Here is a 23,753-nt window from a genome sequence, read left to right as displayed (position 1 = left end):
CATCGCCGGGCCGTCGCCCCACCAGGGTGGCGGCCTCTGATTTGTCTTTCGCGACTTCCGCCCCCGCTTGCCAGTGACCGGGGGAATCACGGCGGTCCGAGAGACGTAAAACCGCGCACTGGCACTGTTCTTTGATCAGGAGATTGAAATGGCAAAAGAGAAATTTGAGCGGACCAAGCCGCACGTGAACGTCGGCACCATCGGTCACGTCGACCACGGCAAGACCACGCTGACGGCGGCCATCACCACCGTGCTGGCAGCCAAGTTCGGCGGCGCAGCCAAGGCGTATGACCAGATCGATGCGGCACCGGAAGAGAAGGCCCGCGGCATCACCATCAACACCGCGCACGTCGAGTACGAAACGGCCAACCGCCACTACGCACACGTCGACTGCCCCGGCCACGCCGACTACGTCAAGAACATGATCACCGGCGCCGCCCAGATGGACGGCGCGATCCTGGTGTGCTCGGCCGCTGACGGCCCGATGCCCCAGACGCGTGAACACATCCTGCTGGCTCGCCAGGTGGGCGTGCCTTACATCATCGTGTTCCTGAACAAGTGCGACATGGTGGACGACGCCGAGTTGCTGGAACTGGTCGAGATGGAAGTGCGCGAGCTGCTCTCCAAGTACGACTTCCCCGGCGACGACACCCCGATCGTTCAGGGTTCGGCCAAGCTGGCACTCGAAGGCGACAAGGGTCCGCTGGGCGAAGAAGCCATCATGAAGCTGGCTGACGCACTCGACACCTACATCCCGACGCCTGAGCGCGCCGTGGACGGCGCCTTCCTGATGCCTGTCGAAGACGTGTTCTCGATCTCGGGTCGTGGCACCGTCGTGACCGGTCGTATCGAGCGCGGCATCGTCAAGGTCGGCGAAGAAATCGAAATCGTCGGCATCACCACCACGCAGAAGACCACCTGCACGGGCGTCGAAATGTTCCGCAAGCTGCTCGACCAAGGTCAGGCAGGCGACAACGTCGGCATCCTGCTGCGCGGCACCAAGCGCGAAGACGTGCAGCGCGGCCAAGTGCTGTGCAAGCCGGGTTCGATCAAGCCGCACACGCACTTCACGGGCGAGATCTACGTGCTGTCGAAGGAAGAAGGCGGCCGTCACACGCCGTTCTTCAACAACTACCGCCCGCAGTTCTACTTCCGCACGACCGACGTGACCGGTGCCATCGAGCTGCCCGAAGGCAAGGAAATGGTCATGCCGGGTGACAACGTGTCGATCACCGTCAAGCTGATCGCCCCGATCGCCATGGAAGAAGGCCTGCGCTTCGCCATCCGTGAAGGTGGCCGTACCGTCGGCGCTGGTGTTGTTGCCAAGATCCTCGACTAAGGAGGACGCACCATGTCCACCAAGCAAAAAATCCGCATCCGCCTGAAAGCCTTCGATTACAAGCTGATCGACCAATCGGCTCTGGAAATCGTCGACACCGCCAAGCGCACCGGTGCGATCGTCAAGGGCCCCGTGCCCCTGCCGACCCGCATGCAGCGTTTCGACATCCTGCGTTCGCCGCACGTCAACAAGACGAGCCGTGACCAGTTCGAAATGCGCACCCACCAGCGTCTGATGGACATCATCGACCCGACCGACAAGACGGTTGACGCGCTGATGAAGCTCGACCTGCCGGCTGGCGTGGACGTCGAAATCAAGCTGCAATAAACGGCTCGGCTGCGACCTGATCGCAGCTCTCAAGCCCCCTTCACCGTTCGTTTCGAGCGGCGACGGGGGCTTTTTCATCACAAGGATTCAATAGATATGGCCACCAAGAAGACCGCTGCCGCCAAAGCTGCACCGACCACCACCGCTCCGGCAGTACCCGCGCCTGTCGTCGCCAAGAAGGCCGCCGTGAAGCCGGTTGCGGCCAAGGCGCCGGACGTCAAGCCCATCGCAGCGGCCAAGCCGGCTCCGGTGAAAGCTGCGGCCAAGGCACCGGCCAAGACCGCCGCGCCCGCTGCCGCCGCTCCCATCAAGGCCACTGCCAAGGCTGCGCCCGTGAAGGCGGCTCCGGTCAAGGTGGCAGCACCGGTCGTCAAGGCAGCGCCCGTCAAGGCCGCCGCCAAGCCAGTCGCGACCAAGGCGGCTCCTGTGAAGGCCGCCGCTCCCGTGAAGACGGCTCCGGCCAAGGCTGCGCCCATCAAGACGGCACCGGTGAAGGCTGCACCCGTCAAGGCCGCTGCGGCCAAGCCAGTGGTGGTTGCAAAAGTCGTAGCCAAGAAAGCGCCTGCCAAAAAGGTCGTGGCCGTCAAAGGCCCGTTGACCAAGGCCGCATTCGTCGAGTTGATCACCACCCAGTTCGAACTGCCCAAGGCCCGCTCGGCCGAGGTGCTGGACTTCGTGATCGAGACGATCAAGCGCCAGATCAAGAAGAACGGCGGCCTGTCGGTCTCCGGCCTGGGCACATTCAAGGTGGCCAAGCGCGCCGCTCGCACCGCGCGCAACCCGCGCACCGGCGAGTCGGTGAAGGTCAAGGCCTCGAAGTCGGTGCGCTTCAAGCCGACCCCGGGCTTCAAGGACACGCTCTGATCCTGAGATCAGTCCCATGTTCTGACCTGCGTGCTTGAGTCGGCGCAGGCGCTACGCAAAACGGCCACTTCACTTCGCGTGAGGTGGCCGTTTCAACTTGTGGCAGCGCACCCTGTCCTGTTTCAACACACCGTTGGTGTTGATGGAACGTGTGAAGCCACAAAGCAAAACGCCAACCTCGAAAGGTTGGCGTTTCTTGTATTTTTGGTTGCGGAGGCAGGATTTGAACCTGCGACCTTTGGGTTATGAGCCCAACGAGCTACCAGACTGCTCCACTCCGCGACTGAAGAATACTAGTATAAGAGGAATTGCCGATGGCTGCAAGCACTATCGGCAATTCTTTTCTTAGCCTTCCTGTGTGCCGGCCGCAGCAGCCGCTTCGGCCACATCTGCGTCAACCGCAGCAAAGGCGTCTTGCGCTTCTTGCATGGCAATCAGGCGACGCTCGTTGTCATCCATGTCTTCCTTGGCCTTGCGTGCCTGGTGGTAAGCCAAGCCCGTACCAGCAGGAATCAGACGACCGACGATGACGTTTTCCTTCAGGCCACGCAGTTCGTCGCGCTTGCCCATGATGGCCGCCTCGGTCAGCACCCGGGTGGTTTCCTGGAAGGAAGCCGCCGAGATGAACGAGTCGGTCGACAGCGACGCCTTGGTGATGCCCATCAGCACGTCCACGTACGTGGCGGGGATCTTGTCCTCGCCGCGCAGGCGGTCGTTGGTGTCGAACAGCTCGGAGCGCTCGACCTGCTCGCCCACGATGTAGGTCGAGTCGCCGGAGCTGGAGATCTGCACGCGGCGCAGCATCTGGCGAACGATCACCTCGATGTGCTTGTCGTTGATCTTCACGCCCTGCAGACGATAGACGTCCTGCACTTCGTCAACGATGTAGCGCGCCAGTTCCTCGATGCCCAGCAGGCGCAGGATGTCCTGCGGATCAGCCGGACCGTCGACGATCGACTCGCCCTTGTTGACCACCTGGCCTTCGTGCACCAGGATGTTCTTCTCCTTGGGCACGAGTTCCTCGTAGACGCCACCTTCCGGATCGGTGATCTGCAGGCGAACCTTGCCCTTGGTCTCCTTGCCGAACGACACCGTGCCGGTGATCTCGGCCAGCGTGCCCTTGTCCTTGGGCGTGCGGGCTTCGAACAGCTCGGCCACCCGCGGCAGACCGCCGGTGATGTCGCGCGTCTTCTGGCCTTCGACCGGGATACGGGCCAGCACTTCGCCGGGCGCCACGTCCTGGCCGTCGCGGATCTGCACCAGCGAGCCGATCGGGAAACCGATGTTCACCGAGTGGTCGGTGCCCGGAATCTTGACTTCCTGGCCCGCGAAGTCCAGCAGCTTGACCTGCGGACGGATCACCTTGGTCGAGCCACGGCGCTTCGGATCGATCACCACCAGCGTCGACAGGCCGGTGACTTCGTCCACCTGCTTGGCCACCGTCACGCCCTCTTCGACGTTCTCGAAGCGGATCTTGCCGGCGAACTCGGTGATGATCGGACGGGTCAGCGGATCCCAGTTACCCAGGATGGTGCCGGCCTTGATCGTCTGATCGGGCTTGATGTTGAGGATCGCGCCGTACGGCACCTTGTGACGCTCGCGCTCACGGCCATGCGGGTCGGTGATGATGATTTCGCCCGAACGCGAGATGACCACCAGTTCGCCCTTGGCGTTGGTGACGTAGCGCATCGTGCTGTTGAAGCCGATGATGCCCTCGCTCTTGGCGTCCACGCTGGAGGCCACTGCCGCACGCGACGCGGCACCACCGATGTGGAAGGTCCGCATCGTCAGCTGCGTACCCGGCTCGCCGATCGACTGTGCCGCGATCACGCCCACCGCTTCACCGTTGTTGACCAGGCCGCCACGGCCCAGGTCACGGCCGTAGCACTTGGCGCAGAGGCCGAAGCGCGTCGAGCAGGTCAGCGGGGTGCGAACCTTGACTTCGTCGACGCCAGCGGCTTCGAGCACGTCCATCGCATCTTCGTCGAGCATCTTGCCCGCGACCAGCAGCACTTCCTGCGTCTCGGGGTTGACCACGTCGATGGCCGTCACGCGACCCAGGATGCGGTCGCGCAGCGACTCGATCACTTCGCCGCCTTCGACCAGCGCGCGCATGGCGATGCCGTTGTCGGTGCCGCAATCGTCTTCGATCACCACCAGATCCTGCGTCACGTCGACCAGGCGACGCGTCAGGTAACCCGAGTTCGCGGTCTTCAGCGCCGTGTCCGCCAGGCCCTTGCGGGCACCGTGGGTGGAGATGAAGTACTGCAGAACGTTCAGGCCTTCGCGGAAGTTGGCCGTGATCGGCGTCTCGATGATCGAGCCGTCCGGCTTGGCCATCAGGCCGCGCATACCTGCCAGCTGACGGATCTGGGCGGCGGAACCGCGGGCACCGGAGTCGGCCATCATGTAGATGGAGTTGAACGACTCCTGATCCACCTGCTTGCCGTGGCGGTCGGTGACCTTTTCCTTGGACAGCTGGGTCATCATGACCTTGCCGACCTCGTCACCGGTCTTGCCCCAGATGTCGACCACCTTGTTGTAGCGCTCACCGGCGGTCACCAGGCCCGAGACGTACTGCTGCTCGATTTCCTTGACCTCATTCTCGGCGCGCTCGATCAGCACGGGCTTCTGCAGCGGCACCAGCATGTCGTCGATCGCGATCGAGATGCCGGCGCGCGTGGCCAGACGGAAGCCGCTCTGCAGCAGCTTGTCGGCCAGCACCACGGTCTCTTTCAGACCGCACTTGCGGAAGCTGGTGTTGATCAGGCGCGAGATTTCCTTCTTCTTCAGCGCCTTGTTGATGTTGGAGAACGGCAGCCCCTTGGGCAGGATCTCCGACAGCAGGGCACGGCCGACGGTCGTGTAGATCAGCTTGGTCTCGGGCGTGAAGGTCTCGCCGTCTTCGTTGCGGGTCCACTCGGTCAGGCGCACGCTGATCTTGGCGGTCAGCTCGACCACCTTGTTGTCGAGCGCGCGCTGCACTTCGACCACATCGGAGAAGATCATGCCTTCGCCGAGGCCGTTGGTGCGCTCGCGGGTCGCGTAGTACAGACCCAGCACCACGTCTTGCGACGGCACGATCGACGGCTCGCCCGAGGCCGGGAACAGCACGTTGTTCGACGCCAGCATCAGCGCGCGGGCTTCCATCTGCGCTTCGATCGACAGCGGGATGTGCACAGCCATCTGGTCGCCGTCGAAGTCGGCGTTGAAGGCCGAGCAGACGAGCGGGTGCAGCTGGATCGCCTTGCCTTCGATCAGCACCGGCTCGAAAGCCTGGATGCCGAGGCGGTGCAGGGTCGGTGCGCGGTTGAGCATCACCGGGTGTTCCTTGATCACTTCCTCAAGGATGTCCCACACCACCGGCGTGCCGGATTCGACTTCCTTCTTGGCCTGCTTGATGGTGGACGCAATGCCCATCGCCTCAAGGCGGCTGAAGATGAAGGGCTTGAACAGCTCCAGCGCCATCAGCTTGGGCAGGCCGCACTGGTGCAGCTTGAGGGTCGGGCCCACGGTAATCACCGAGCGACCCGAGTAGTCCACCCGCTTGCCCAGCAAGTTCTGGCGGAAACGACCCGACTTGCCCTTGATCATGTCGGCCAGCGACTTGAGCGCGCGCTTGTTGGCACCGGTCATCGCCTTGCCGCGGCGGCCGTTGTCGAGCAGCGAGTCGACCGCTTCCTGCAGCATGCGCTTTTCGTTGCGCACGATGATCTCGGGCGCCTTCAGCTCCAGCAGCCGCGCCAGGCGGTTGTTGCGGTTGATGACGCGGCGATAGAGGTCGTTCAGGTCGGAGGTCGCGAAGCGGCCACCGTCCAGGGGAACGAGCGGGCGCAGGTCCGGCGGCAGCACCGGCAGCACGTTCATGACCATCCAGTTGGGCTTGATGCCCGACTTCTTGAAGGCTTCCATCACCTTGAGGCGCTTGGAATTCTTCTTGATCTTGAGCTCGCTGCCCGTCATGTCGTTGCGCAGACGGTCGATCTCGACGTCGAGATCCATCTCGGCCAGCAACTGCTGAATGCCTTCGGCACCCATCAGCGCGGTGAATTCATCACCGAATTCGCGCCGTTTGGTGTCGTAGTCGTCTTCCGTCATGATGCTGAACTTCTTCAGCGGGGTCATGCCGGGGTCGGTCACCACGTACGCTTCGAAGTACAGCACGCGCTCGATGTCGCGCAGCGTCATGTCCAGGACCATGCCCAGACGCGACGGCAACGACTTCAGGAACCAGATGTGCGCGCAGGGTGCGGCCAGGTCGATGTGACCCATGCGGTCACGGCGAACCTTGGTCTGCGTGACTTCAACGCCGCACTTCTCGCAGATCACACCGCGGTGCTTCAGGCGCTTGTACTTGCCGCACAGGCACTCGTAGTCCTTGATGGGGCCGAAGATCTTGGCGCAGAACAGGCCGTCACGCTCGGGCTTGAACGTGCGGTAGTTGATCGTCTCGGGCTTCTTGACTTCGCCGAACGACCAGCTGCGGATCTTCTCCGGCGAGGCCAGACCAATCCTGATGGCATCGAAATGCTCATCAGGGGTGAATTGCTTGAATAGATCGAGTAAACCCTTCATGCATCTTCTCCTTTAGTTACGCTCGAGTTCGATGTCGATGCCGAGCGAACGGATTTCCTTCACCAGCACGTTGAACGATTCGGGCATGCCCGCGTCGATCGAGTGCTCGCCCTTGACGATGTTCTCGTACACCTTGGTACGGCCATTCACGTCATCGGACTTCACCGTCAGCATTTCCTGCAGCACGTAAGCGGCGCCGTAGGCTTCCAGCGCCCAGACCTCCATCTCACCAAAACGCTGACCGCCGAACTGCGCCTTGCCGCCCAGCGGCTGCTGGGTGACGAGCGAGTACGGACCGGTCGAGCGGGCGTGCATCTTGTCGTCCACCAAGTGGTGGAGCTTCAGGAAGTGCATGTAGCCGATCGTGGTCGGGCGGTCGAAGGCCTCGCCGGTGCGGCCGTCACACAGGTAAGCCTGGGTGCGGGTGGGCGTCAGGCCCTTGGCGGCGGCGATGTCGTCCGGGTAGGCCAGCTTGAGCATGGCGCGGATCTCGGATTCCTTGGCACCGTCGAACACCGGCGTCGCGAACGGCACGCCTTGCGACAGGTTGGCGGCCATGTCGACGATGTCGTCGTCGCTGAGCAGGTCGAAGTTCTCGGTCTTGCCGCCGGACTGGTTGTACAGCTCGTCGAAGAACTTGCGCAGCTCGGCCACGCGGGCCTCTTGCTGCAGCATGTTGCCGATGCGCTGGCCAATGCCCTTGCCGGCCCAGCCCAGGTGAACTTCCAGCACCTGGCCGACGTTCATGCGCGAAGGCACGCCCAGCGGGTTCAGCACGATGTCGGCGGGCGTGCCGTCGGCCATGTAGGGCATGTCCTCGATCGGCAGGATCTTGGACACCACACCCTTGTTGCCGTGACGGCCGGCCATCTTGTCGCCAGGCTGCAGGCGGCGCTTGACGGCCAGGTACACCTTGACCATCTTCAGCACGCCCGCGGGCAGCTCGTCGCCCTGCGTGAGCTTCTTGCGCTTTTCTTCGAACGCGAGGTCGAAGCTGTGGCGCGTCTGCTCCAGCGAGTTCTTGATCGACTCCAACTGGTTGGCGACTTCGTCTTCCGCCGGGCGGATGTCGAACCAGTGGTACTTCTCGACCTCGACCAGATAGGCCTTGTCGATGACCGTGCCCTTGCTGATCTTGCGCGGGCCACCGTTGGCGACCTTGCCGGTCAGCAGCTTCTCGATCCGGTCGAACGCGTCGGCTTCGACGATGCGCAGCTGGTCGTTCAGGTCGAGGCGGAAGCGCTTGAGCTCGTCGTCGATGATCTGCTGGGCGCGCTTGTCGCGCACGATGCCTTCACGGGTGAAGACCTGCACATCGATGACGGTGCCGTTGGTGCCCTGGTCGACGCGCAGCGAGGTGTCCTTCACATCGGACGCCTTTTCGCCAAAGATGGCGCGCAGCAGCTTCTCCTCAGGCGTCAGCGTGGTCTCGCCCTTGGGCGTGACCTTGCCGACCAGCACGTCGCCCGGCGTCACTTCGGCACCGACGTAGACGATGCCCGACTCGTCCAGACGCGACAGTTGCGCCTCGGACAGGTTGGGGATGTCGCGGGTGATGTCCTCAGGGCCCAGCTTGGTGTCACGCGCCATGACCACCAGTTCCTCAATGTGGATCGAGGTGTAGCGGTCTTCGGCGACCACGCGTTCGGAGATCAGGATCGAGTCTTCGAAGTTGTAGCCGTTCCACGGCATGAACGCGACCAGCATGTTCTGGCCCAGCGCCAGTTCACCCAGGTCGGTCGATGCGCCGTCGGCGATCACGTCGCCCGAGCCCACATGGTGGCCACGGCTGACGATCGGACGCTGGTGGATGTTGGTGTTCTGGTTCGAGCGGTGGTACTTGATGAGGTTGTAGATGTCCACACCCACTTCACCGGCCACCGTCTCGGCGTCGTTCACACGGATCACGATGCGGTTGGTGTCGACGTAATCGACGATACCGCCGCGACGTGCGGTCACCACCGTGCCCGAGTCGACCGCGGCAACGCGCTCGACACCGGTACCGACCAGCGCCTTCTCGGGGCGCAGCACCGGCACGGCCTGACGCTGCATGTTGGCGCCCATCAGCGCGCGGTTCGCATCGTCGTGCTCCAGGAACGGCACCAGTGACGCCGCCACCGACACGATCTGGGTCGGCGCCACGTCCATGTACTGGATGCGCTCGGGCTGGGTCAGCACCGAGTCGCCCTTCTCACGCGCCGAGACCAGCTCGTCGGTGAGGCGGCTGTCGGCGTCGAGCGAGGCGTTGGCCTGCGCAATGACGTACTTGCCTTCTTCGATCGCCGACAGGTAGTCGATCTGCGTCGTCGCCTGGCCGTTGGCCACGCGGCGGTACGGCGTCTCGAGGAAGCCGTAGTCGTTCAGGCGGGCGTACAGGGCCAGCGAGTTGATCAGGCCGATGTTCGGGCCTTCCGGCGTCTCGATCGGGCAGACACGACCGTAGTGAGTCGGGTGCACGTCACGGACTTCGAAGCCGGCGCGTTCGCGGGTCAGACCGCCCGGGCCCAGGGCCGAGACGCGACGCTTGTGCGTGATCTCCGACAGCGGGTTGGTCTGGTCCATGAACTGCGACAGCTGCGACGCACCGAAGAACTCCTTCAGCGCCGCGGAAATCGGCTTGGAGTTGATCAGGTCGTGCGGCATCAGCGACTCGGTCTCGGCCTGGCCGAGACGTTCCTTCACGGCCTTCTCGATCCGGGCCAGGCCCGAGCGGTACTGGTTCTCGGCCAACTCGCCCACGCAACGCACGCGACGGTTGCCCAGGTGGTCGATGTCATCGACTTCGCCGTTGCCGTTGCGCAGGTCCACCAGGATCTTGACGACGTTGAGGACGTCCTCATTGCTGAGCGTCATCGCGCCTTCGGAAGAATCGCGGCCCACGCGGGCGTTGAACTTCATGCGGCCCACGCGCGACAGGTCGTACGTGTCGGCGCTGTAGAACAGGCGATGGAACAGGGCCTCGACCGCATCTTCGGTCGGCGGCTCGCCGGGGCGCATCATGCGATAGATGGCCACGCGCGCGGCCAGCTGGTCGGCGGTCTCGTCCGACGCCAGGGTCTGGCTGATGTAGGCGCCCTGGTTCAGTTCGTTGGTGTACAGGCAGGGCAGGTCACGGATGCCGGCCGAGCGCAGCTTCTTGAGCAGCGCTTCGGTCAGTTCCTCGTTGGCCTTGGCCACGATCTCGCCGGTGTCCGGGTCGACCATGTTGCGCGCCACGACGCGCGCCAGCAGGAAGTCTTCCGGCACGCTGATGAACTGCGTCTCGGTGGCTTCAAGTTGACGGACGTGCTTGGCGGTGATGCGCTTGTCCTTCTCGACCAGGACCACACCGTTCTTGTCGGTGACGTCGAAGCGGGCGACTTCGCCCTTCAGGCGCTCGGCCACCAGCTCCATCTGGGCACCGGAGTCCATCAGGCGGAAGTTGTCGAACTTGAAGAAGTGCGCCAGGATCTTCTCGGGATTCAGGCCGATCGCCTTGAGCAGGATCGTGACGGGCATCTTGCGGCGACGGTCGACGCGGAAGAACAGGATGTCCTTCGGGTCGAACTCGAAGTCGAGCCAGGAGCCGCGGTACGGAATGATCCGTGCCGAGAACAGCAACTTGCCCGAGCTGTGCGTCTTGCCCTTGTCGTGCTCGAAGAACACGCCCGGCGAGCGGTGCAGCTGCGAGACGATCACGCGCTCGGTCCCGTTGACGATGAAGGAGCCGTAGTCGGTCATCAGGGGCACTTCGCCCATGTAGACCTCCTGCTCCTTGATCTCCTTGACCACCTTCGACTGCGAGGTCGAGGCTTCGCGGTCATAGACGATCATCTGCAGCTTGGCACGGACCGCAGCGGCGAAGGTCAACCCGCGTTGCTGGCACTCGCGCACGTCAAACGGGGGTTTGGCGATGTTGAATTCGGTGAACTTCATCTCCACGAAGCCGTTGTGCGAAACAATCGGAAACGCTGAGAGGAAAGCCGCTTGCAAGCCTTCGGGCTTGCGTTGCTTCGGTGGAACGTCCTTTTGCAGGAATGCGACGTAGCTGTCCTTCTGCATGGTCAGCAGATAGGGAACGTTCAGCACGCTCGCGCGCTTGCCGAAGCTCTTGCGAATACGCTTGCGCTCGGTGTAGCTATAGGGGGTTGCTTGCGCCATCAATCACTCCGTGTCGAACACTGCCATCGGGCCCTGACGGCAGTTCGTTCGGCGACTGGCATTCACGGGTTTACGTCCCGATCAGGACGACCCGATGCTTGGTGGCTGGCCACTACCAGCCGCTGGCGGACAACCGAGGCATTGCACCTCGGCCCGACCAAACCGGTTCTCTGCAGTCGGTTCAGAGAACACTTGGAAAAGCCCACGAGGATAGCTCATGGACGTTTTCAAGTGCCCTCAGGGGAATAAACCCTGAAGCGGGAAAAGGCCGGTCCCGGAGGACCAGCCTTGCAAGCATTTCAAAGTGCGCGCAAGGCGCACGCTTGAATTACTTGATTTCAGCCTTGGCGCCAGCCTCGACCAGCTTCTTGACAGCGGCTTCGGCGTCAGCCTTGGCAACGGCTTCCTTGACGTTCTTCGGAGCGCCGTCGACCAGGTCCTTGGCTTCCTTCAGGCCCAGGCCCGTCAGTTCACGCACGGCCTTGATGACCGAGACCTTCTGAGCGCCGGCCTCGAGCAGCACGACGTTGAATTCGGTCTTCTCTTCGACCACGGCAGCAGCAGCGCCGGCGCCAGCGCCAGGAGCAGCCATTGCAGCGGCGGACACGCCGAACTTCTCTTCAATGGCCTTGACCAGGTCATTGAGTTCCAGGACGGTCATGCTGTCCAGGGCGGTCAGGAAAGCGTCTTTGTCGAATGCCATTTTGGATTCCTAGATACGGTTGAATGTTTCAGTTCAGGCTGCCGCAGGCGCTTCGGCCTCGGCTTGGGCTTCTGAGGAAGCGCCACCACGTTGCTCGGCCAGCGCCGCCAGGACACGCGCGGTGCGCGAGATCGGCGACTGCATGAGACCCAGCAGTTGGGCAAGCAGGACTTCCTTGCTCGGGATCGAGGCCAGCGACTTGACGCCATTGGCGTCCAGCAGCTTGCCGCCGTAGGCTCCGCCCTTCAGGACCAACTTGTCGTTGGTCTTGGCGAAGTCGACGATCACCTTGGCGGCGGCAATGGCATCTTCCGAGAAGCCATAGATCAGCGGACCGGACATGTGCTCGGCCGCCACTTCGAACGGGCTACCTGCCACAGCACGGCGGGCCAGGGTGTTCTTCAGCACGTGAAGATACACACCTTGCTCGCGCGCGGTACGGCGCAGCTTGTCGAGGTTGGCGACGGTGAGCCCACGATACTCGGCCAGGGCGAGCGTCTGGGAGCGCGCCACTTGGGCCGCCACCTCTGCCACCACCGCTGCTTTATCGTTGCGATTGAGACTCAAGGTCCACTCCTTCAATACGTGTCCAAGGACAGTAACTGCCCCGGGACACACCGGGTTGCAGCGACCTTACCGTTCAGGAACCCTGTGTCACCACAGAAACACCTTTGCGGCGGGTACGCCATCTGCGCTGGCTGCATGCAACTTGCGTTGCACGACGATTACGCACCACCATCAAGAACGGCAGCACACCAGCGGTCTTGGATGACCTGACATGAACGGGTTCGAAAACCCGTCCCGGTCAGCCCACCAATCTTGTTCAGAGGCCGCGCCAGACTCGCGCCGCCTCCAGGGATCTTTCGATCAGGCCTGCGACGAAATGCCGGCAGTGATGCTGGCGATTTCAACGCGGACACCGACGCCCATGGTCGACGACACGGCGACCTTGCGCAGGTAGACACCCTTGCTCGAAGCCGGCTTGGCCTTGTTGAGCGTGTCCAGCAGCGCTTGCAGGTTGCCCTTGAGCTTGTCGGTGTCGAACGACTGACGACCGATGGTGCCGTGGATGATGCCGGCCTTGTCGACGCGGAACTGCACCTGGCCTGCCTTGGCGTTCTTCACGGCCGTAGCGACGTCAGGGGTCACGGTGCCCACCTTGGGGTTAGGCATCAGGCCGCGCGGGCCCAGGATCTGACCCAGGGTACCAACGATGCGCATGGCGTCCGGCGAGGCGATCACCACGTCGAAGTTCATGTTGCCGGCCTTGACTTCAGCAGCCAGGTCTTCGAAACCGACCACGTCCGCGCCAGCAGCACGCGCCTCATCAGCCTTGGCGCCTTGGGCGAACACGGCCACGCGCTTGGTCTTGCCGGTGCCGTTGGGCATCACGACAGCACCACGAACGACTTGGTCCGACTTCTTGGCATCGATGCCGAGTTGCACGGCCACGTCGATCGATTCGTCGAACTTCGCATTGGCGCAGTCCTTGATGATCGCGATGGCGTCTTCAATGCCGTACAGCTTGGTGCTGTCGACCTTGCCTTCGAGAGCCTTCTGGCGTTTCGTGAGCTTGGCCATGTCACACCCCTTCGACGTTGATGCCCATCGAACGGGCCGAACCCGCGATGGTCTTGACTGCTGCGTCCATGTTGGCCGCCGTCAGGTCCTTGATCTTGATCTTGGCGATCTCTTCCAGCTGCGCGCGCGTCAGCTTGGCAACCTTCTCGACGTGGGGGCGTGCAGAGCCCTTCTCGATCTTGGCTGCCTTCTTGAGCAGCACCGATGCCGGCGGGCTCTTGAGGATGAAGGTGAACGACTTGTCCGCATAGGCGGTGATGACCACCGGCAGCTTCAGGCCCGGCTCAATACCTTGGGTCTGGGCGTTGAACGCCTTGCAGAACTCCATGATGTTGAGGCCGCGCTGACCGAGAGCGGGACCGATCGGGGGCGAGGGATTGGCCTTGCCTGCCGGAACTTGCAGCTTGATGTAGCCGACGATTTTCTTTGCCATGATGGCTCCTCGAGTTCAAACGCCCGGAACACGGGCTCCTCGTTGGTGGACCCTGGGAGGTGTTGAACCTCCTTGCGAGACCGCTGCGTCGGGCCGATGCGCAGCAGCAAAAATCAGTGAAGCAGCGTCAGACCTTCTCGACCTGATGGAAATCCAGCTCGACCGGCGTGGCGCGACCAAAAATAGTCACCGACACACGCACCTTGTTCTTGTCGTAGTTGACTTCTTCGATCGAGCCGTTGAAGTCCGAGAACGGACCGTCCTTGACGCGGATGACCTCGCCCACTTCCCACTCGACCTTGGGACGCGGCTTCTCAGTGCCTTCCTGCATCTGGTTGACGATCTTCATGACCTCGTCTTCCGAGATGGGCGTCGGTCGGTTCTTGGCGCCGCCCACAAAGCCAGTGACCTTGCTGGTGTTCTTGACCAGGTGCCAGGACTCGTCGTCCATCTGCATCTCGACCAGCACGTAGCCGGGGAAGAAGCGACGCTCGGTCACGGCCTTCTTGCCGTTCTTCATTTCGACCACTTCTTCGGTCGGAACCAGAACACGGCCGAATTTGGCCTGCATGCCGGAGCGCTCGACGCGCTCGCGCAAGTTGCGCTCAACCGCTTTTTCCATGCCCGAGTAGGCATGGACAACGTACCAGCGCAGCGGAACTGCCGCCGGCGTATTGGCCTGAACTTCGCTCATCGTCAGCCCCTGTTGATTATTTCAACGCTTCCAGCCGAGGACCAGGTCATAGAAAACCCACTCCAGCGTCTTGTCGGTCGTCCACAAAAACAGCGCCATCACCACCACGAAGGCAAAGACGTAAGCCGTCATCTGCATGGCTTCCTTGCGCTCAGGCCAGACCACCTTGCGCAACTCACGAATCGACTCGCGACCGTAGGCGATCAGCGACCGCCCCGCTTCCGCCATGAAGAACATGGCAGCCGCACCGGCCAGCATCACCAGCAGGACACCCCACTGTGCGTACACACCCTGAGACGACAAGGCGTAGAACGCCACCAGTGAACCCAGCAGCAAGGCAATGGCAACACCCAGCTTGGCCTTGTCGGCGCTGGTGGAGATGGTTTCGATTTCTTGTGTGGACATCGGATGAACCCGGCCTGTATTGCGGAAGCGCAAATGCGAGCCGCCTAACAGCAGCAAAGCCCGCCAGGGCACAACTGCGTCCTGCGGGCTGCCTATCTAGCCAACGACACCACTGCTTCAGCAAGAGTGCCTGGCAGGGGCAGTAGGAATCGAACCTACAACCTTCGGTTTTGGAGACCGACGCTCTGCCAATTGAGCTATACCCCTGTGGCCTTGAAAACTTAGTCGAGGATCTTGGCAACAACACCGGCGCCGACGGTACGGCCACCTTCACGGATGGCGAAGCGCAGGCCTTCTTCCATGGCGATCGGGGCGATCAGCTTGACGGTGATCGACACGTTGTCACCCGGCATGACCATTTCCTTGCCTTCGGGCAGCTCGATGGCACCGGTCACGTCGGTCGTGCGGAAGTAGAACTGCGGGCGGTAGTTGTTGAAGAACGGCGTGTGACGGCCGCCTTCTTCCTTCGACAGCACGTAGATCTCGCCCGTGAAGTGCGTGTGCGGCTTGATCGAACCCGGCTTGCACAGCACTTGGCCGCGCTGCACGTCTTCGCGCTTGGTGCCGCGCAGCAGGATGCCGACGTTGTCGCCTGCCTGACCTTGGTCGAGCAGCTTGCGGAACATTTCGACGCCCGTGCAGGTGGTCTTCTGCGTGGTGGTGATGCCGACGATTTCGATTTCTTCGCCGACCTTGACGATGCCGCGCTCGATACGACCGGTCACGACGGTGCCACGACCCGAGATCGAGAACACGTCTTCGACAGGCATCAGGAAGGCGCCGTCCACGGCGCGCTCAGGCGTCGGGATGTAGGTGTCGAGTGCGTCAGCCAGCTTCATGATGGCTTCTTCGCCCAGCGGACCCTTGTCGCCTTCGAGTGCCAGCTTGGCCGAACCCTGAACGATCGGGGTGTCGTCGCCGGGGAAGTCGTACTTGGAGAGCAGCTCGCGCACTTCCATCTCGACCAGTTCCAGCAACTCGGCGTCGTCCACCATGTCGCACTTGTTCAGGAACACGATGATGTAAGGCACGCCCACCTGGCGAGCCAGCAGGATGTGTTCACGCGTCTGGGGCATCGGGCCGTCAGCGGCCGAGCACACCAGGATCGCGCCGTCCATCTGGGCGGCGCCGGTGATCATGTTCTTGACGTAGTCGGCGTGGCCGGGGCAGTCGACGTGTGCGTAGTGGCGGTTGGCCGTTTCGTACTCGACGTGCGCGGTGTTGATGGTGATGCCGCGGGCCTTCTCTTCCGGTGCCGCATCGATCTGGTCATACGCCTTGGCTGCGCCGCCGAACTTGGCTGCCAGCACGGTGGTGATGGCCGCCGTCAGCGTGGTCTTGCCGTGGTCGACGTGACCGATGGTGCCGACGTTCACGTGCGGCTTGGTCCGCTCAAATTTCTCTTTTGCCATTTTCAGCGCTCCTGCGTGCGATCAATTGGACGGTCGTGCTAGAAGATAAAAGGTTGGTGCCCATGGCGCGGATCGAACGCGCGACCTCTCCCTTACCAAGGGAGTGCTCTACCACTGAGCCACATGGGCATCGACACAGGTCTGAGCGCATGACGCACAAACCGGTGCCGACCAGCACCAACCAAATTCACCTCACCAAATCAACGCATGGAGCGGGAGACGGGAATCGAACCCGTGCTATCAGCTTGGAAGGCTGAAGTTCTACCATTGAACTACTCCCGCCCTGTCAAGCCGACAAGTCGAGCACATCACCGGAATGCGCCCGACTTGATCCACAACCACAACGCAAGACTTGCATCGGGACACTGCTGGTGGAGGAGGCTGGATTCGAACCAGCGTAGGCGTAAGCCAACAGATTTACAGTCTGCCCCCTTTAGCCACTCGGGCACCCCTCCACAGTGCAGCCCCAAATTATAGGGGGCTTTATTTGCTCCTGGCAAGCCCCCAACCAATCTTTTTATTGATCTGTGCCAGACCAGTTCAATGGCACCCCTGCCAGTGCTTTGCTCGCTGCCGAAAAGTGCCCGCATCCCATGAATGGCGCCGGCGGACGATTGGCTGACAGCGGCGACGGGTGGTTGGCGCACAGAACCACGTGCCGGTTGGCATCGATCAGCATCATCTTGGTCTGCGCGTGGGCGCCCCACAGCAGAAACACCACGCGCCGTGGCAAGGCAGACGCGGCGGCGATCAGCGCATCGGTCAACACCTCCCAGCCTTGGCGGGCGTGGCTGGCAGGGCGACCCTCCTCGACCGTCAAGGTGGTGTTGAGCAGCAACACGCCCTGGCGCGCCCAGCCGCGCAGATCGCCGTCACGCGCTGGGGCGCCGCGCAGATCGCGCTGCAATTCTTTATGGATATTTCGCAGGCTGGGCGGAATCTTCTGGCCCGGCAGCACCGAAAACGCCAGCCCGTGCGCCTGCCCCGGGCCGTGATACGGGTCCTGACCGAGGATGACCACGCGCACCTGCGACAGCGGTGTCAGGCGCAGTGCCTCGAACACCGTCGCCGGATAGACCATGGCGCCCGCCGCCAGCCGGGCCTCGATGAAACGGTCCAGCGCCCTGCCCGCCGCGCTGTGCCGGAACGGCTCTGTCACCGCCTGCCAGTCCGGCGGCACGCTCGCCCACTGGTCGACCATCGACCCGCGCAAGGCATTGGCGGGCAGCGCCGCCGCGCCAAACAGGTCACCCACCTCAGGCGCCAAACAGCGCCGCCAGCGCCACGCCTGGATCGGACGCACGCATGAAGGTCTCGCCAACCAGGAAAGCATGCACGTTCGCCGCGCGCATGCGCTGGACGTCGGCCGCAGTCAGGATGCCCGACTCGGTCACCAGCAGGCGATCGGCCGGCACCTCGGCCAGCAGGCCCAGCGTGGTGTCGAGCGTGACCTCGAAGGTGCGCAGATTGCGGTTGTTGATGCCCAGCAGCGGCGTCTTCAGGCGCAGCGCGCGGTGCAACTCGGCGCGGTCGTGCACCTCGACCAGCACATCCATGCGGTGCGCCAGCGCCACCGCTTCCAGATCGGCCATCTGCGCGTCGCTCAGGCAGGCAGCGATCAGCAGGATGCAGTCGGCGCCCATCGCACCGGCCTCGTGCACCTGGTATTCGTCGACCATGAAATCCTTGCGCAGCACCGGCAGCGCGCAGGCGGCGCGGGCTTGCAGCAGGTACTCGGTCGCGCCCTGGAAGTAAGGCGCATCGGTCAGCACGCTTAAGGCAGCGGCGCCGTGGCGCTCGTAGCTCTGCGCGATCTCGGCCGGGCGGAAGTCGGCGCGGATCACGCCCTTGCTCGGGCTGGCTTTCTTGATTTCGGCGATCACCGCGGCCTGGCCTGCGGCCACCTTGGCGCGCAGCGCGACCTCGAAGCCGCGCACGTCGGTGCGGGCTTCGGCGTCGGCACGTAGCGATGCCAGCGAGCGCCGCAGCTTGGCCGCCGAGATTTCCTCGCGCTTGGTGGCCACGATCTTGTTCAGGATGTCACTCATGTCGGTTTCCGTCTTGCGGGTTCAGGTGGCGCTCTTGAGCGCCTGCGTCGTCGCCACGAACTGCTGCAGCTTGGTCAGCGCGCGGCCCGAGGCCACCGCCTCGCGCGCCGCTGCCACGCCGTCGGCAATCGAGCCGGCCACACCGGCTGCGTACAGCGCGGAGGCCGCGTTCAGCAGCACGATGTCGCGCACCGGGCCGTCCTCGTTGGCCAGCGCGCGGCGAATACAGGCCACCGACTCTTCCTTGTTGGCCACGCGCAGCACGCGCGAGTCGTAGACCGGCAGGCCGAAATCGGCCGGGTGGACGATGTACTCATGCACCTGACCGTTCTTCAGCTCGCCGATCATGGTTTCGCCCGACAGCGAGATCTCGTCCATGCCGTTCATGCCGTGGACCACCAGCACATGCTCCGAGCCCAGCCGCTGCAGCACCCGCACCATGATGCCGACCAGATCGGGGTGAAACACGCCCAGCACCTGATTCGGCGCGCCAGCCGGATTGGTCAGCGGCCCCAGGATGTTGAAGATCGTGCGCACGCCCAGTTCCTTGCGCACCGGCGCGGCGTGCCGCATCGACGCGTGGTGGTTGGGCGCGAACATGAAGCCGATGCCGGTCTCGGCCAGACAGGCGGCCACCTGCTCGGGCGACAGGTCGATGCGGGCGCCCAGCGCCTCCATCACATCGGCGCTGCCCGAGGTGCTGGAGACGCTGCGCCCGCCGTGCTTGGCCACGCGCGCGCCGGCGGCAGCCGCCACGAACATCGACGTGGTCGAGATGTTGAAGGTGTGCGAGTTGTCGCCCCCGGTGCCGACGATGTCGACCAGATGCGACTTGTCGGCGATGGCCACCGGCGTGGCGAACTCGCGCATCACCTGCGCGGCGGCGGTGATCTCGCCGATGGTTTCCTTCTTGACGCGCAGGCCGACCGCGAAGGCCGCGATCATCACCGGCGACATCTCGCCGCTCATGATGCGGCGCATCAGCGCCAGCATCTCGTCGTGGAAGATCTCGCGGTGGTCGACCAGCCGGGTCAGCGCTTCAGTGTTGGTGATGGTCATGGCTTGCTCCGCGCGCGTTCAGCGCATCTCCAGAAAGTTCTTCAGCATGGCATGGCCGTGCTCGCTCAGGATCGATTCGGGGTGGAACTGCACACCCTCGATCGCCAGCGTCCGGTGACGCACACCCATGATTTCGCCGTCGCCGCTGGTGGCGGTGACGACCAGCTCGGCCGGCAGCGTGGCGCGCTCAATTGCCAGCGAGTGGTAGCGCACCACGCTGAACTGCTCGGGCAGGCCGGCGAAGACGCCTTGTTGATCGGTCGTGATCGTGTCGGCCTTGCCGTGCATCTGCACTTGCGCCCGCACGATGTTGCCGCCCAGGGCGGCGCCGATGCTCTGGTGCCCCAGGCACACGCCCAGGATCGGCAGCCGGCCGGCGAAGTGGCGGATGCTCTCGATGCAGATGCCCGCCTCGGCCGGCGAGCACGGCCCGGGCGACAGCACCAGGCGGTCGGGCTTCAAGGCCTCGATCTCGGCCAGCGTGATCTCGTCGTTGCGGTGCACGCGCACGTCCTCGCCCAGTTCGGCAAAGTACTGCACCAGGTTGAAGGTGAAGGAGTCGTAGTTGTCGATCATCAGCAGCATGTCGTTCTCCTCAGAAGCCTTCTTCGACCAGCTCGGCCGCGCGGATCACCGCGCGCATCTTCACTTCGGTCTCCTTCCATTCCATCTCGGGCACCGAGTCGGCCACCACGCCGGCGCCGGCCTGCACGTAGAGCGTCTGGTCCTTGACGATGCCGGTGCGGATGGCGATGGCCACGTCCATGTCACCGGCAAAGCTCAGGTAGCCGACCGCACCGCCGTAGATGCCGCGCTCGCTGATCTCGAGCTGGTCGATGATCTCCATCGCGTGGATCTTGGGAGCGCCGCTGAGCGTGCCGGCGGGAAAGCTGGCGCGCAGCACGTCGAGGCTGCTCATGCCGTCCTTCAGCACGCCCTCGACGTTGCTGACGATGTGCATCACGTGCGAATAACGCTCGATGCCGAAGGCCTCGGTGACCTTCACCGTGCCGGTCTTGGCAATGCGGCCGATGTCGTTGCGCGCCAGGTCGATCAGCATCAGGTGCTCGGCGCGCTCCTTCGGGTCGGCGAGCAGCTCGGCCTCCAGGCTCGCGTCCAGCTCGGGCGTGGCGCCACGCGGGCGCGTGCCGGCGATCGGGCGGATGGTGACGATCTTCTCGGACTTGCCGTCGACCGTGCGCGCCTCCTGCCGCACCAGGATTTCCGGCGAGGCGCCGACGATCTGGAAGCCGCCCATGTCGTAGTAATACATGTACGGGCTCGGGTTGAGCGAGCGCAGCGCGCGGTAGAGCGACAGCGGGTTCTCGGTATAGCGCTTCTTCAGGCGCTGGCCGATGACGATCTGCATGCAGTCGCCGGCGGCGATGTATTCCTTGGCCTTGAGCACCGCGGCCTCGAAGTCGGCCTTGGCGTACTCACGCTCCACTGCGTACGAGGCGCCGCGCTTGACCTGCGGCGCCGTGACGCTGTAGCGCAGCTGATCGGCCAGGTCGGCCAGCCGCTTCTTGGCCTTGAAGTAGGCCTCGCTCTGGCCGGGGTCGGCGTAGACGATCAGGTAGAGCCGGCCCGACAGGTTGTCGATCACCGCCAGCTCCTCGGTCTGCAGCAGCTGGATCTCGGGCGTGCCAATGCCATTGGGCAGGCGCGTGTCGGCGAGCTTTTTCTCGATGTAGCGCACCGTGTCGTAGCCGAAGTAACCCGCCAGCCCGCCGCAGAAACGCGGCAGGCCGGGACGCAGCGCGACCTTGAAGCGCTTCTGGTAGGCCTCGATGAAATCGAGCGGGTTGCCTTCATGGCGCTCGACCACCTGGCCGTCGGTCACGACCTCGGTCACGCCGAGCGTGGTGCGCAGCAGCGTCTTCGCCGGCAGGCCGATGAAGGAATAGCGCCCGAAACGCTCGCCCCCCACCACCGACTCCAGCAGGAAGCTGTAGGGCTTGCCGCCGGCGAGCTTCAGGTAGAGCGACAGCGGGGTTTCCAGGTCGGCGAAGGCCTCGCTGACCAGCGGGATGCGGTTGTAGCCTTCGCGGGCCAGGCTTTGGAATTCGAGTTCAGTGATCACGTTGAGCGCTCCAGAGGCCCACCGGCTCGACTCGCGCTGTCTCAGGTGCACGCGAGGGCCGCGGGCCTGGTTGATCGATTCCGGAAAAGCCACCGGAGTGGCCGGTATTCCGTCTTGGCCGCCGCCCCGAAGGTGGGCGCAGTGGCCATCATCAGCAGATCAAACGCGGCGGGGGCCGCGTCCAGGCATCGTCAGGAGCGACGCCAGGGCCAGGCTCCCCGGTCATGCGACCTGACGAGGCTGGTGGGGCTGAGGGCGCGGGCAGAGCCGCTGGAATGTTCGCTTTCGCGCGAGATGGACATGGCCAAACCAGTGTATCAGCGGCCCTGCGGCGCCAAGGCCGCCGGCAGCAGATCGAGCCGGTCGAACACGCCGTCCGCGTCGACGCCGTGCACCGGCTCGCCGTGGTTGTAGCCGTAGCTCACCAGCACCACCGGGCAGCCGGCGGCGCGTGCGGCCTGGGCGTCGTTGCTGGAGTCGCCGATCATCAACGTGCGCGCAGGCACGCTGCCCAGCGCACGGCAGGCTTCGAGCAGCGGCAGCGGATCGGGCTTCTTGCGCGCAAAGGCGTCACCGCCGAAGACGTGCTCGAAGTAGCCGTCGAGCCCCTTGGCCGCCAGCAGCGGGCGGGCGAAGGCGCCGGGCTTGTTGGTCAGGCAGACCAGCCGCAACCCCGCCGAGCGCAAGCCCTGCAGGCCTTCGACCACGCCCTCGTACACCGCCGAATGCCGGCCGTTGATGGCCAGGTAGTGGCGCTGGTAGGCGTCCCACGCGGCGTCGTACAGCGCAGCGTCGCCGCCGACATGCGCCAGCGTCGTGCGGATCAGGTGCTCGCTGCCCTTGCCCACCGTGTGCGCCACGAAGGCGGCGTCCACCGTGGGCAGGCCCAGTTCGGCCAGCGTGAGGCCCAGCGCGACGACGAAGTCGCCCTGGGTGTCGACCATCGTGCCGTCCAGATCGACGATGGCGGCCTGGAAATCGGCGAAGTTCAGATCAGGAGGAAACATGGTGCAGATTCGACCACACCCGCCACGGGCGCCTGGCTCGCCTCAGCGCACGATCACCGGCTGGATCGAGAACACGCGCGGGTTGGTCGGGTCCACGCTCACGCGCACCCAATGCACCGACGGGCTGCCGAAGGTCTGCAGACGCGTGAAGTTGGGCAGCAGCCTGGCGGGGCTGTGCAGCGGCATGTCCAGCTTGAAGTAGTGCGTGTCGCCGTGGACCATCAGCACCTGGCCGGCGAACTGCTCGGTCTCGGCGGTCAGCTGGGTCATGAAGTTGCGGTAGCCGCTGACGCCACGGGCCTGGCTTTCGTCGACCTGCTCGGTCTCGGGCAGGTCAAAGCCCGGATCGGCCTGGAACACCACCACCACGCCCAGCGCCTTCTTGGCGCGAGCCTGCGCGAAGCTCTCCTTCAGCCAGCGCACATTGGCTTCATCGCGGGCCAGGAATTCGGCGTTGTCGGCGTCGCAATCGGCCGGCGTGCGGGCGCTCTTGCTGCTGCAGTCGGCCGTGGACAGCACGAGGTTGTTGTTGCTGCCGGGGATGTTGAGCGTCACGAACAGCACGCCCTGATGCAGGAAGCGCTGGTTCTCGGCGTAAGCCTCGCCGGGCTTGCCCTGCTGTTCGGTGGCCATGCTCGTCTTGCCGAAGGTGCCCGGCACGCCAAACATGGACTTGCGCAGAAAGGCCAGGCGCTCCAGGTTGTTGAAGCCGCCGTTGTTGGTGCGGTGGCAGTCGGTCCACTCGTTGTCGCCGGGGACGTAGACCGTCGGGCGCTCCAGGGTGTTGAACATCACCTTGGCATCGTTGAACACCTTGTCGTCGCAGCGCGAGCTGCCGTCCTTGATGTCGCCGTCGTAGATCGAGAACGCGATGTCCGACGCGTTGAGACTGGCCAGCAGCGCCGGGATCCTGGGGCCGTCGCTGTTGCGCTGGTAGGGCATGTCGCCCCACAGGCCGAAGGTGAACCGGCCCTCACCCGACGACGACACCGGCTGCGAGGCGCAGCCCGCCATCGCCACCACCACGCCCACCGCCAACGCCACACGGCTCAACACATTCGACATCTTCATGACCTTCACTCC

19 protein-coding genes and 5 tRNA genes are annotated in these 23,753 nt (G+C 63.9%); 3 read left to right on the top strand and 21 right to left on the bottom strand.

The window, feature by feature from the left end; translation table 11 throughout:
• Window positions 1-148 precede the first annotated feature (148 nt).
• From tuf (AC5IG3_RS11795) to AC5IG3_RS11785, 3 genes are all read left to right on the top strand, one after another.
• On the top strand, window positions 149-1,339 hold the full coding sequence (gene tuf / locus AC5IG3_RS11795) for an elongation factor Tu (protein ID WP_491906477.1): 1,191 nt from the start codon (window positions 149-151) through the stop codon (window positions 1,337-1,339).
• Window positions 1,340-1,351: 12 nt separating this feature from the next.
• The gene (gene rpsJ / locus AC5IG3_RS11790; RefSeq protein ID WP_491906487.1) at window positions 1,352-1,666 is read left to right on the top strand and encodes a 30S ribosomal protein S10; all 315 of its coding nucleotides are present in this window, start codon (window positions 1,352-1,354) and stop codon (window positions 1,664-1,666) included.
• A 96-nt stretch (window positions 1,667-1,762) separates the two neighbouring features.
• Window positions 1,763-2,530: an HU family DNA-binding protein gene (locus AC5IG3_RS11785; protein WP_491906486.1), complete on the top strand. Its 768-nt coding sequence runs from the start codon at window positions 1,763-1,765 to the stop codon at window positions 2,528-2,530.
• Between the two features lie 205 nt (window positions 2,531-2,735).
• Here the strand turns inward: AC5IG3_RS11785 and AC5IG3_RS11780 are convergent.
• The 21 genes from AC5IG3_RS11780 to AC5IG3_RS11680 form a co-directional block, all read right to left on the bottom strand.
• A tRNA-Met gene (locus AC5IG3_RS11780) sits at window positions 2,736-2,812 on the bottom strand.
• Between the two features lie 63 nt (window positions 2,813-2,875).
• A complete protein-coding gene (rpoC, locus tag AC5IG3_RS11775) occupies window positions 2,876-7,105 on the bottom strand; it encodes a DNA-directed RNA polymerase subunit beta' (RefSeq protein WP_491906485.1) in 4,230 nt (1,409 codons plus the stop codon).
• 12 nt (window positions 7,106-7,117) lie between these two features.
• The gene (gene rpoB / locus AC5IG3_RS11770; protein ID WP_491906484.1) at window positions 7,118-11,245 is read right to left on the bottom strand and encodes a DNA-directed RNA polymerase subunit beta; all 4,128 of its coding nucleotides are present in this window, start codon (window positions 11,243-11,245) and stop codon (window positions 7,118-7,120) included.
• Between the two features lie 328 nt (window positions 11,246-11,573).
• Complete coding sequence (gene rplL, locus AC5IG3_RS11765) at window positions 11,574-11,948, bottom strand: 50S ribosomal protein L7/L12 (RefSeq protein WP_491906483.1); 375 nt, start codon at window positions 11,946-11,948, stop codon at window positions 11,574-11,576.
• Window positions 11,949-11,981: 33 nt separating this feature from the next.
• Window positions 11,982-12,515, bottom strand: a complete 534-nt coding sequence (gene rplJ / locus AC5IG3_RS11760; RefSeq protein WP_491906482.1) for a 50S ribosomal protein L10 — start codon at window positions 12,513-12,515, stop codon at window positions 11,982-11,984.
• A gap of 300 nt (window positions 12,516-12,815) precedes the next feature.
• Window positions 12,816-13,529 carry a 50S ribosomal protein L1 gene (gene rplA / locus AC5IG3_RS11755; protein WP_491906481.1) on the bottom strand — a complete coding sequence of 238 codons (714 nt, stop codon included), beginning with the start codon at window positions 13,527-13,529 and terminating at the stop codon, window positions 12,816-12,818.
• Window position 13,530: 1 nt separating this feature from the next.
• Entirely contained in the window at window positions 13,531-13,962 is a 432-nt protein-coding gene (rplK, locus tag AC5IG3_RS11750; RefSeq protein WP_491906480.1) for a 50S ribosomal protein L11, read from the bottom strand.
• Window positions 13,963-14,089: 127 nt separating this feature from the next.
• Window positions 14,090-14,656: a transcription termination/antitermination protein NusG gene (gene nusG / locus AC5IG3_RS11745; protein WP_491906479.1), complete on the bottom strand. Its 567-nt coding sequence runs from the start codon at window positions 14,654-14,656 to the stop codon at window positions 14,090-14,092.
• Window positions 14,657-14,677: 21 nt separating this feature from the next.
• A complete protein-coding gene (secE, locus tag AC5IG3_RS11740; RefSeq protein ID WP_491906478.1) occupies window positions 14,678-15,061 on the bottom strand; it encodes a preprotein translocase subunit SecE in 384 nt (127 codons plus the stop codon).
• Between the two features lie 131 nt (window positions 15,062-15,192).
• Window positions 15,193-15,268: transfer RNA gene (locus tag AC5IG3_RS11735), tRNA-Trp, on the bottom strand.
• 14 nt (window positions 15,269-15,282) lie between these two features.
• Complete coding sequence (gene tuf / locus AC5IG3_RS11730) at window positions 15,283-16,473, bottom strand: elongation factor Tu (protein ID WP_491906477.1); 1,191 nt, start codon at window positions 16,471-16,473, stop codon at window positions 15,283-15,285.
• 54 nt (window positions 16,474-16,527) lie between these two features.
• Window positions 16,528-16,602: transfer RNA gene (locus AC5IG3_RS11725), tRNA-Thr, on the bottom strand.
• A gap of 79 nt (window positions 16,603-16,681) precedes the next feature.
• Window positions 16,682-16,755: transfer RNA gene (locus tag AC5IG3_RS11720), tRNA-Gly, on the bottom strand.
• Between the two features lie 87 nt (window positions 16,756-16,842).
• Window positions 16,843-16,928, bottom strand: a tRNA-Tyr gene (locus tag AC5IG3_RS11715).
• 62 nt (window positions 16,929-16,990) lie between these two features.
• A complete protein-coding gene (locus AC5IG3_RS11710) occupies window positions 16,991-17,674 on the bottom strand; it encodes a uracil-DNA glycosylase (protein ID WP_491906783.1) in 684 nt (227 codons plus the stop codon).
• Window positions 17,675-17,729: 55 nt separating this feature from the next.
• Window positions 17,730-18,521: an indole-3-glycerol phosphate synthase TrpC gene (gene trpC / locus AC5IG3_RS11705; protein ID WP_491906476.1), complete on the bottom strand. Its 792-nt coding sequence runs from the start codon at window positions 18,519-18,521 to the stop codon at window positions 17,730-17,732.
• A gap of 21 nt (window positions 18,522-18,542) precedes the next feature.
• Window positions 18,543-19,580 (bottom strand): anthranilate phosphoribosyltransferase, encoded by a 1,038-nt coding sequence (gene trpD, locus AC5IG3_RS11700; protein WP_491906475.1) that lies wholly within the window; start codon window positions 19,578-19,580, stop codon window positions 18,543-18,545.
• 18 nt (window positions 19,581-19,598) lie between these two features.
• Entirely contained in the window at window positions 19,599-20,165 is a 567-nt protein-coding gene (locus tag AC5IG3_RS11695) for an anthranilate synthase component II (protein ID WP_491906474.1), read from the bottom strand.
• Window positions 20,166-20,175: 10 nt separating this feature from the next.
• Window positions 20,176-21,663: an anthranilate synthase component I gene (gene trpE, locus AC5IG3_RS11690; RefSeq protein ID WP_491906473.1), complete on the bottom strand. Its 1,488-nt coding sequence runs from the start codon at window positions 21,661-21,663 to the stop codon at window positions 20,176-20,178.
• A 317-nt stretch (window positions 21,664-21,980) separates the two neighbouring features.
• Window positions 21,981-22,670 carry a phosphoglycolate phosphatase gene (gph, locus tag AC5IG3_RS11685; protein ID WP_491906472.1) on the bottom strand — a complete coding sequence of 230 codons (690 nt, stop codon included), beginning with the start codon at window positions 22,668-22,670 and terminating at the stop codon, window positions 21,981-21,983.
• 42 nt (window positions 22,671-22,712) lie between these two features.
• The gene (locus AC5IG3_RS11680; protein ID WP_491906471.1) at window positions 22,713-23,741 is read right to left on the bottom strand and encodes a hypothetical protein; all 1,029 of its coding nucleotides are present in this window, start codon (window positions 23,739-23,741) and stop codon (window positions 22,713-22,715) included.
• Between the last annotated feature and the right edge of the window lie 12 nt (window positions 23,742-23,753).

It is taken from the genome of Leptothrix sp. (in: b-proteobacteria), from assembly GCF_965250675.1.
GTDB lineage: Bacteria > Pseudomonadota > Gammaproteobacteria > Burkholderiales > Burkholderiaceae_C > Sphaerotilus.
The sequence above is the reverse complement of the archived record's forward strand: the minus strand, read 5'-3'. Positions and strand labels throughout refer to the sequence as shown.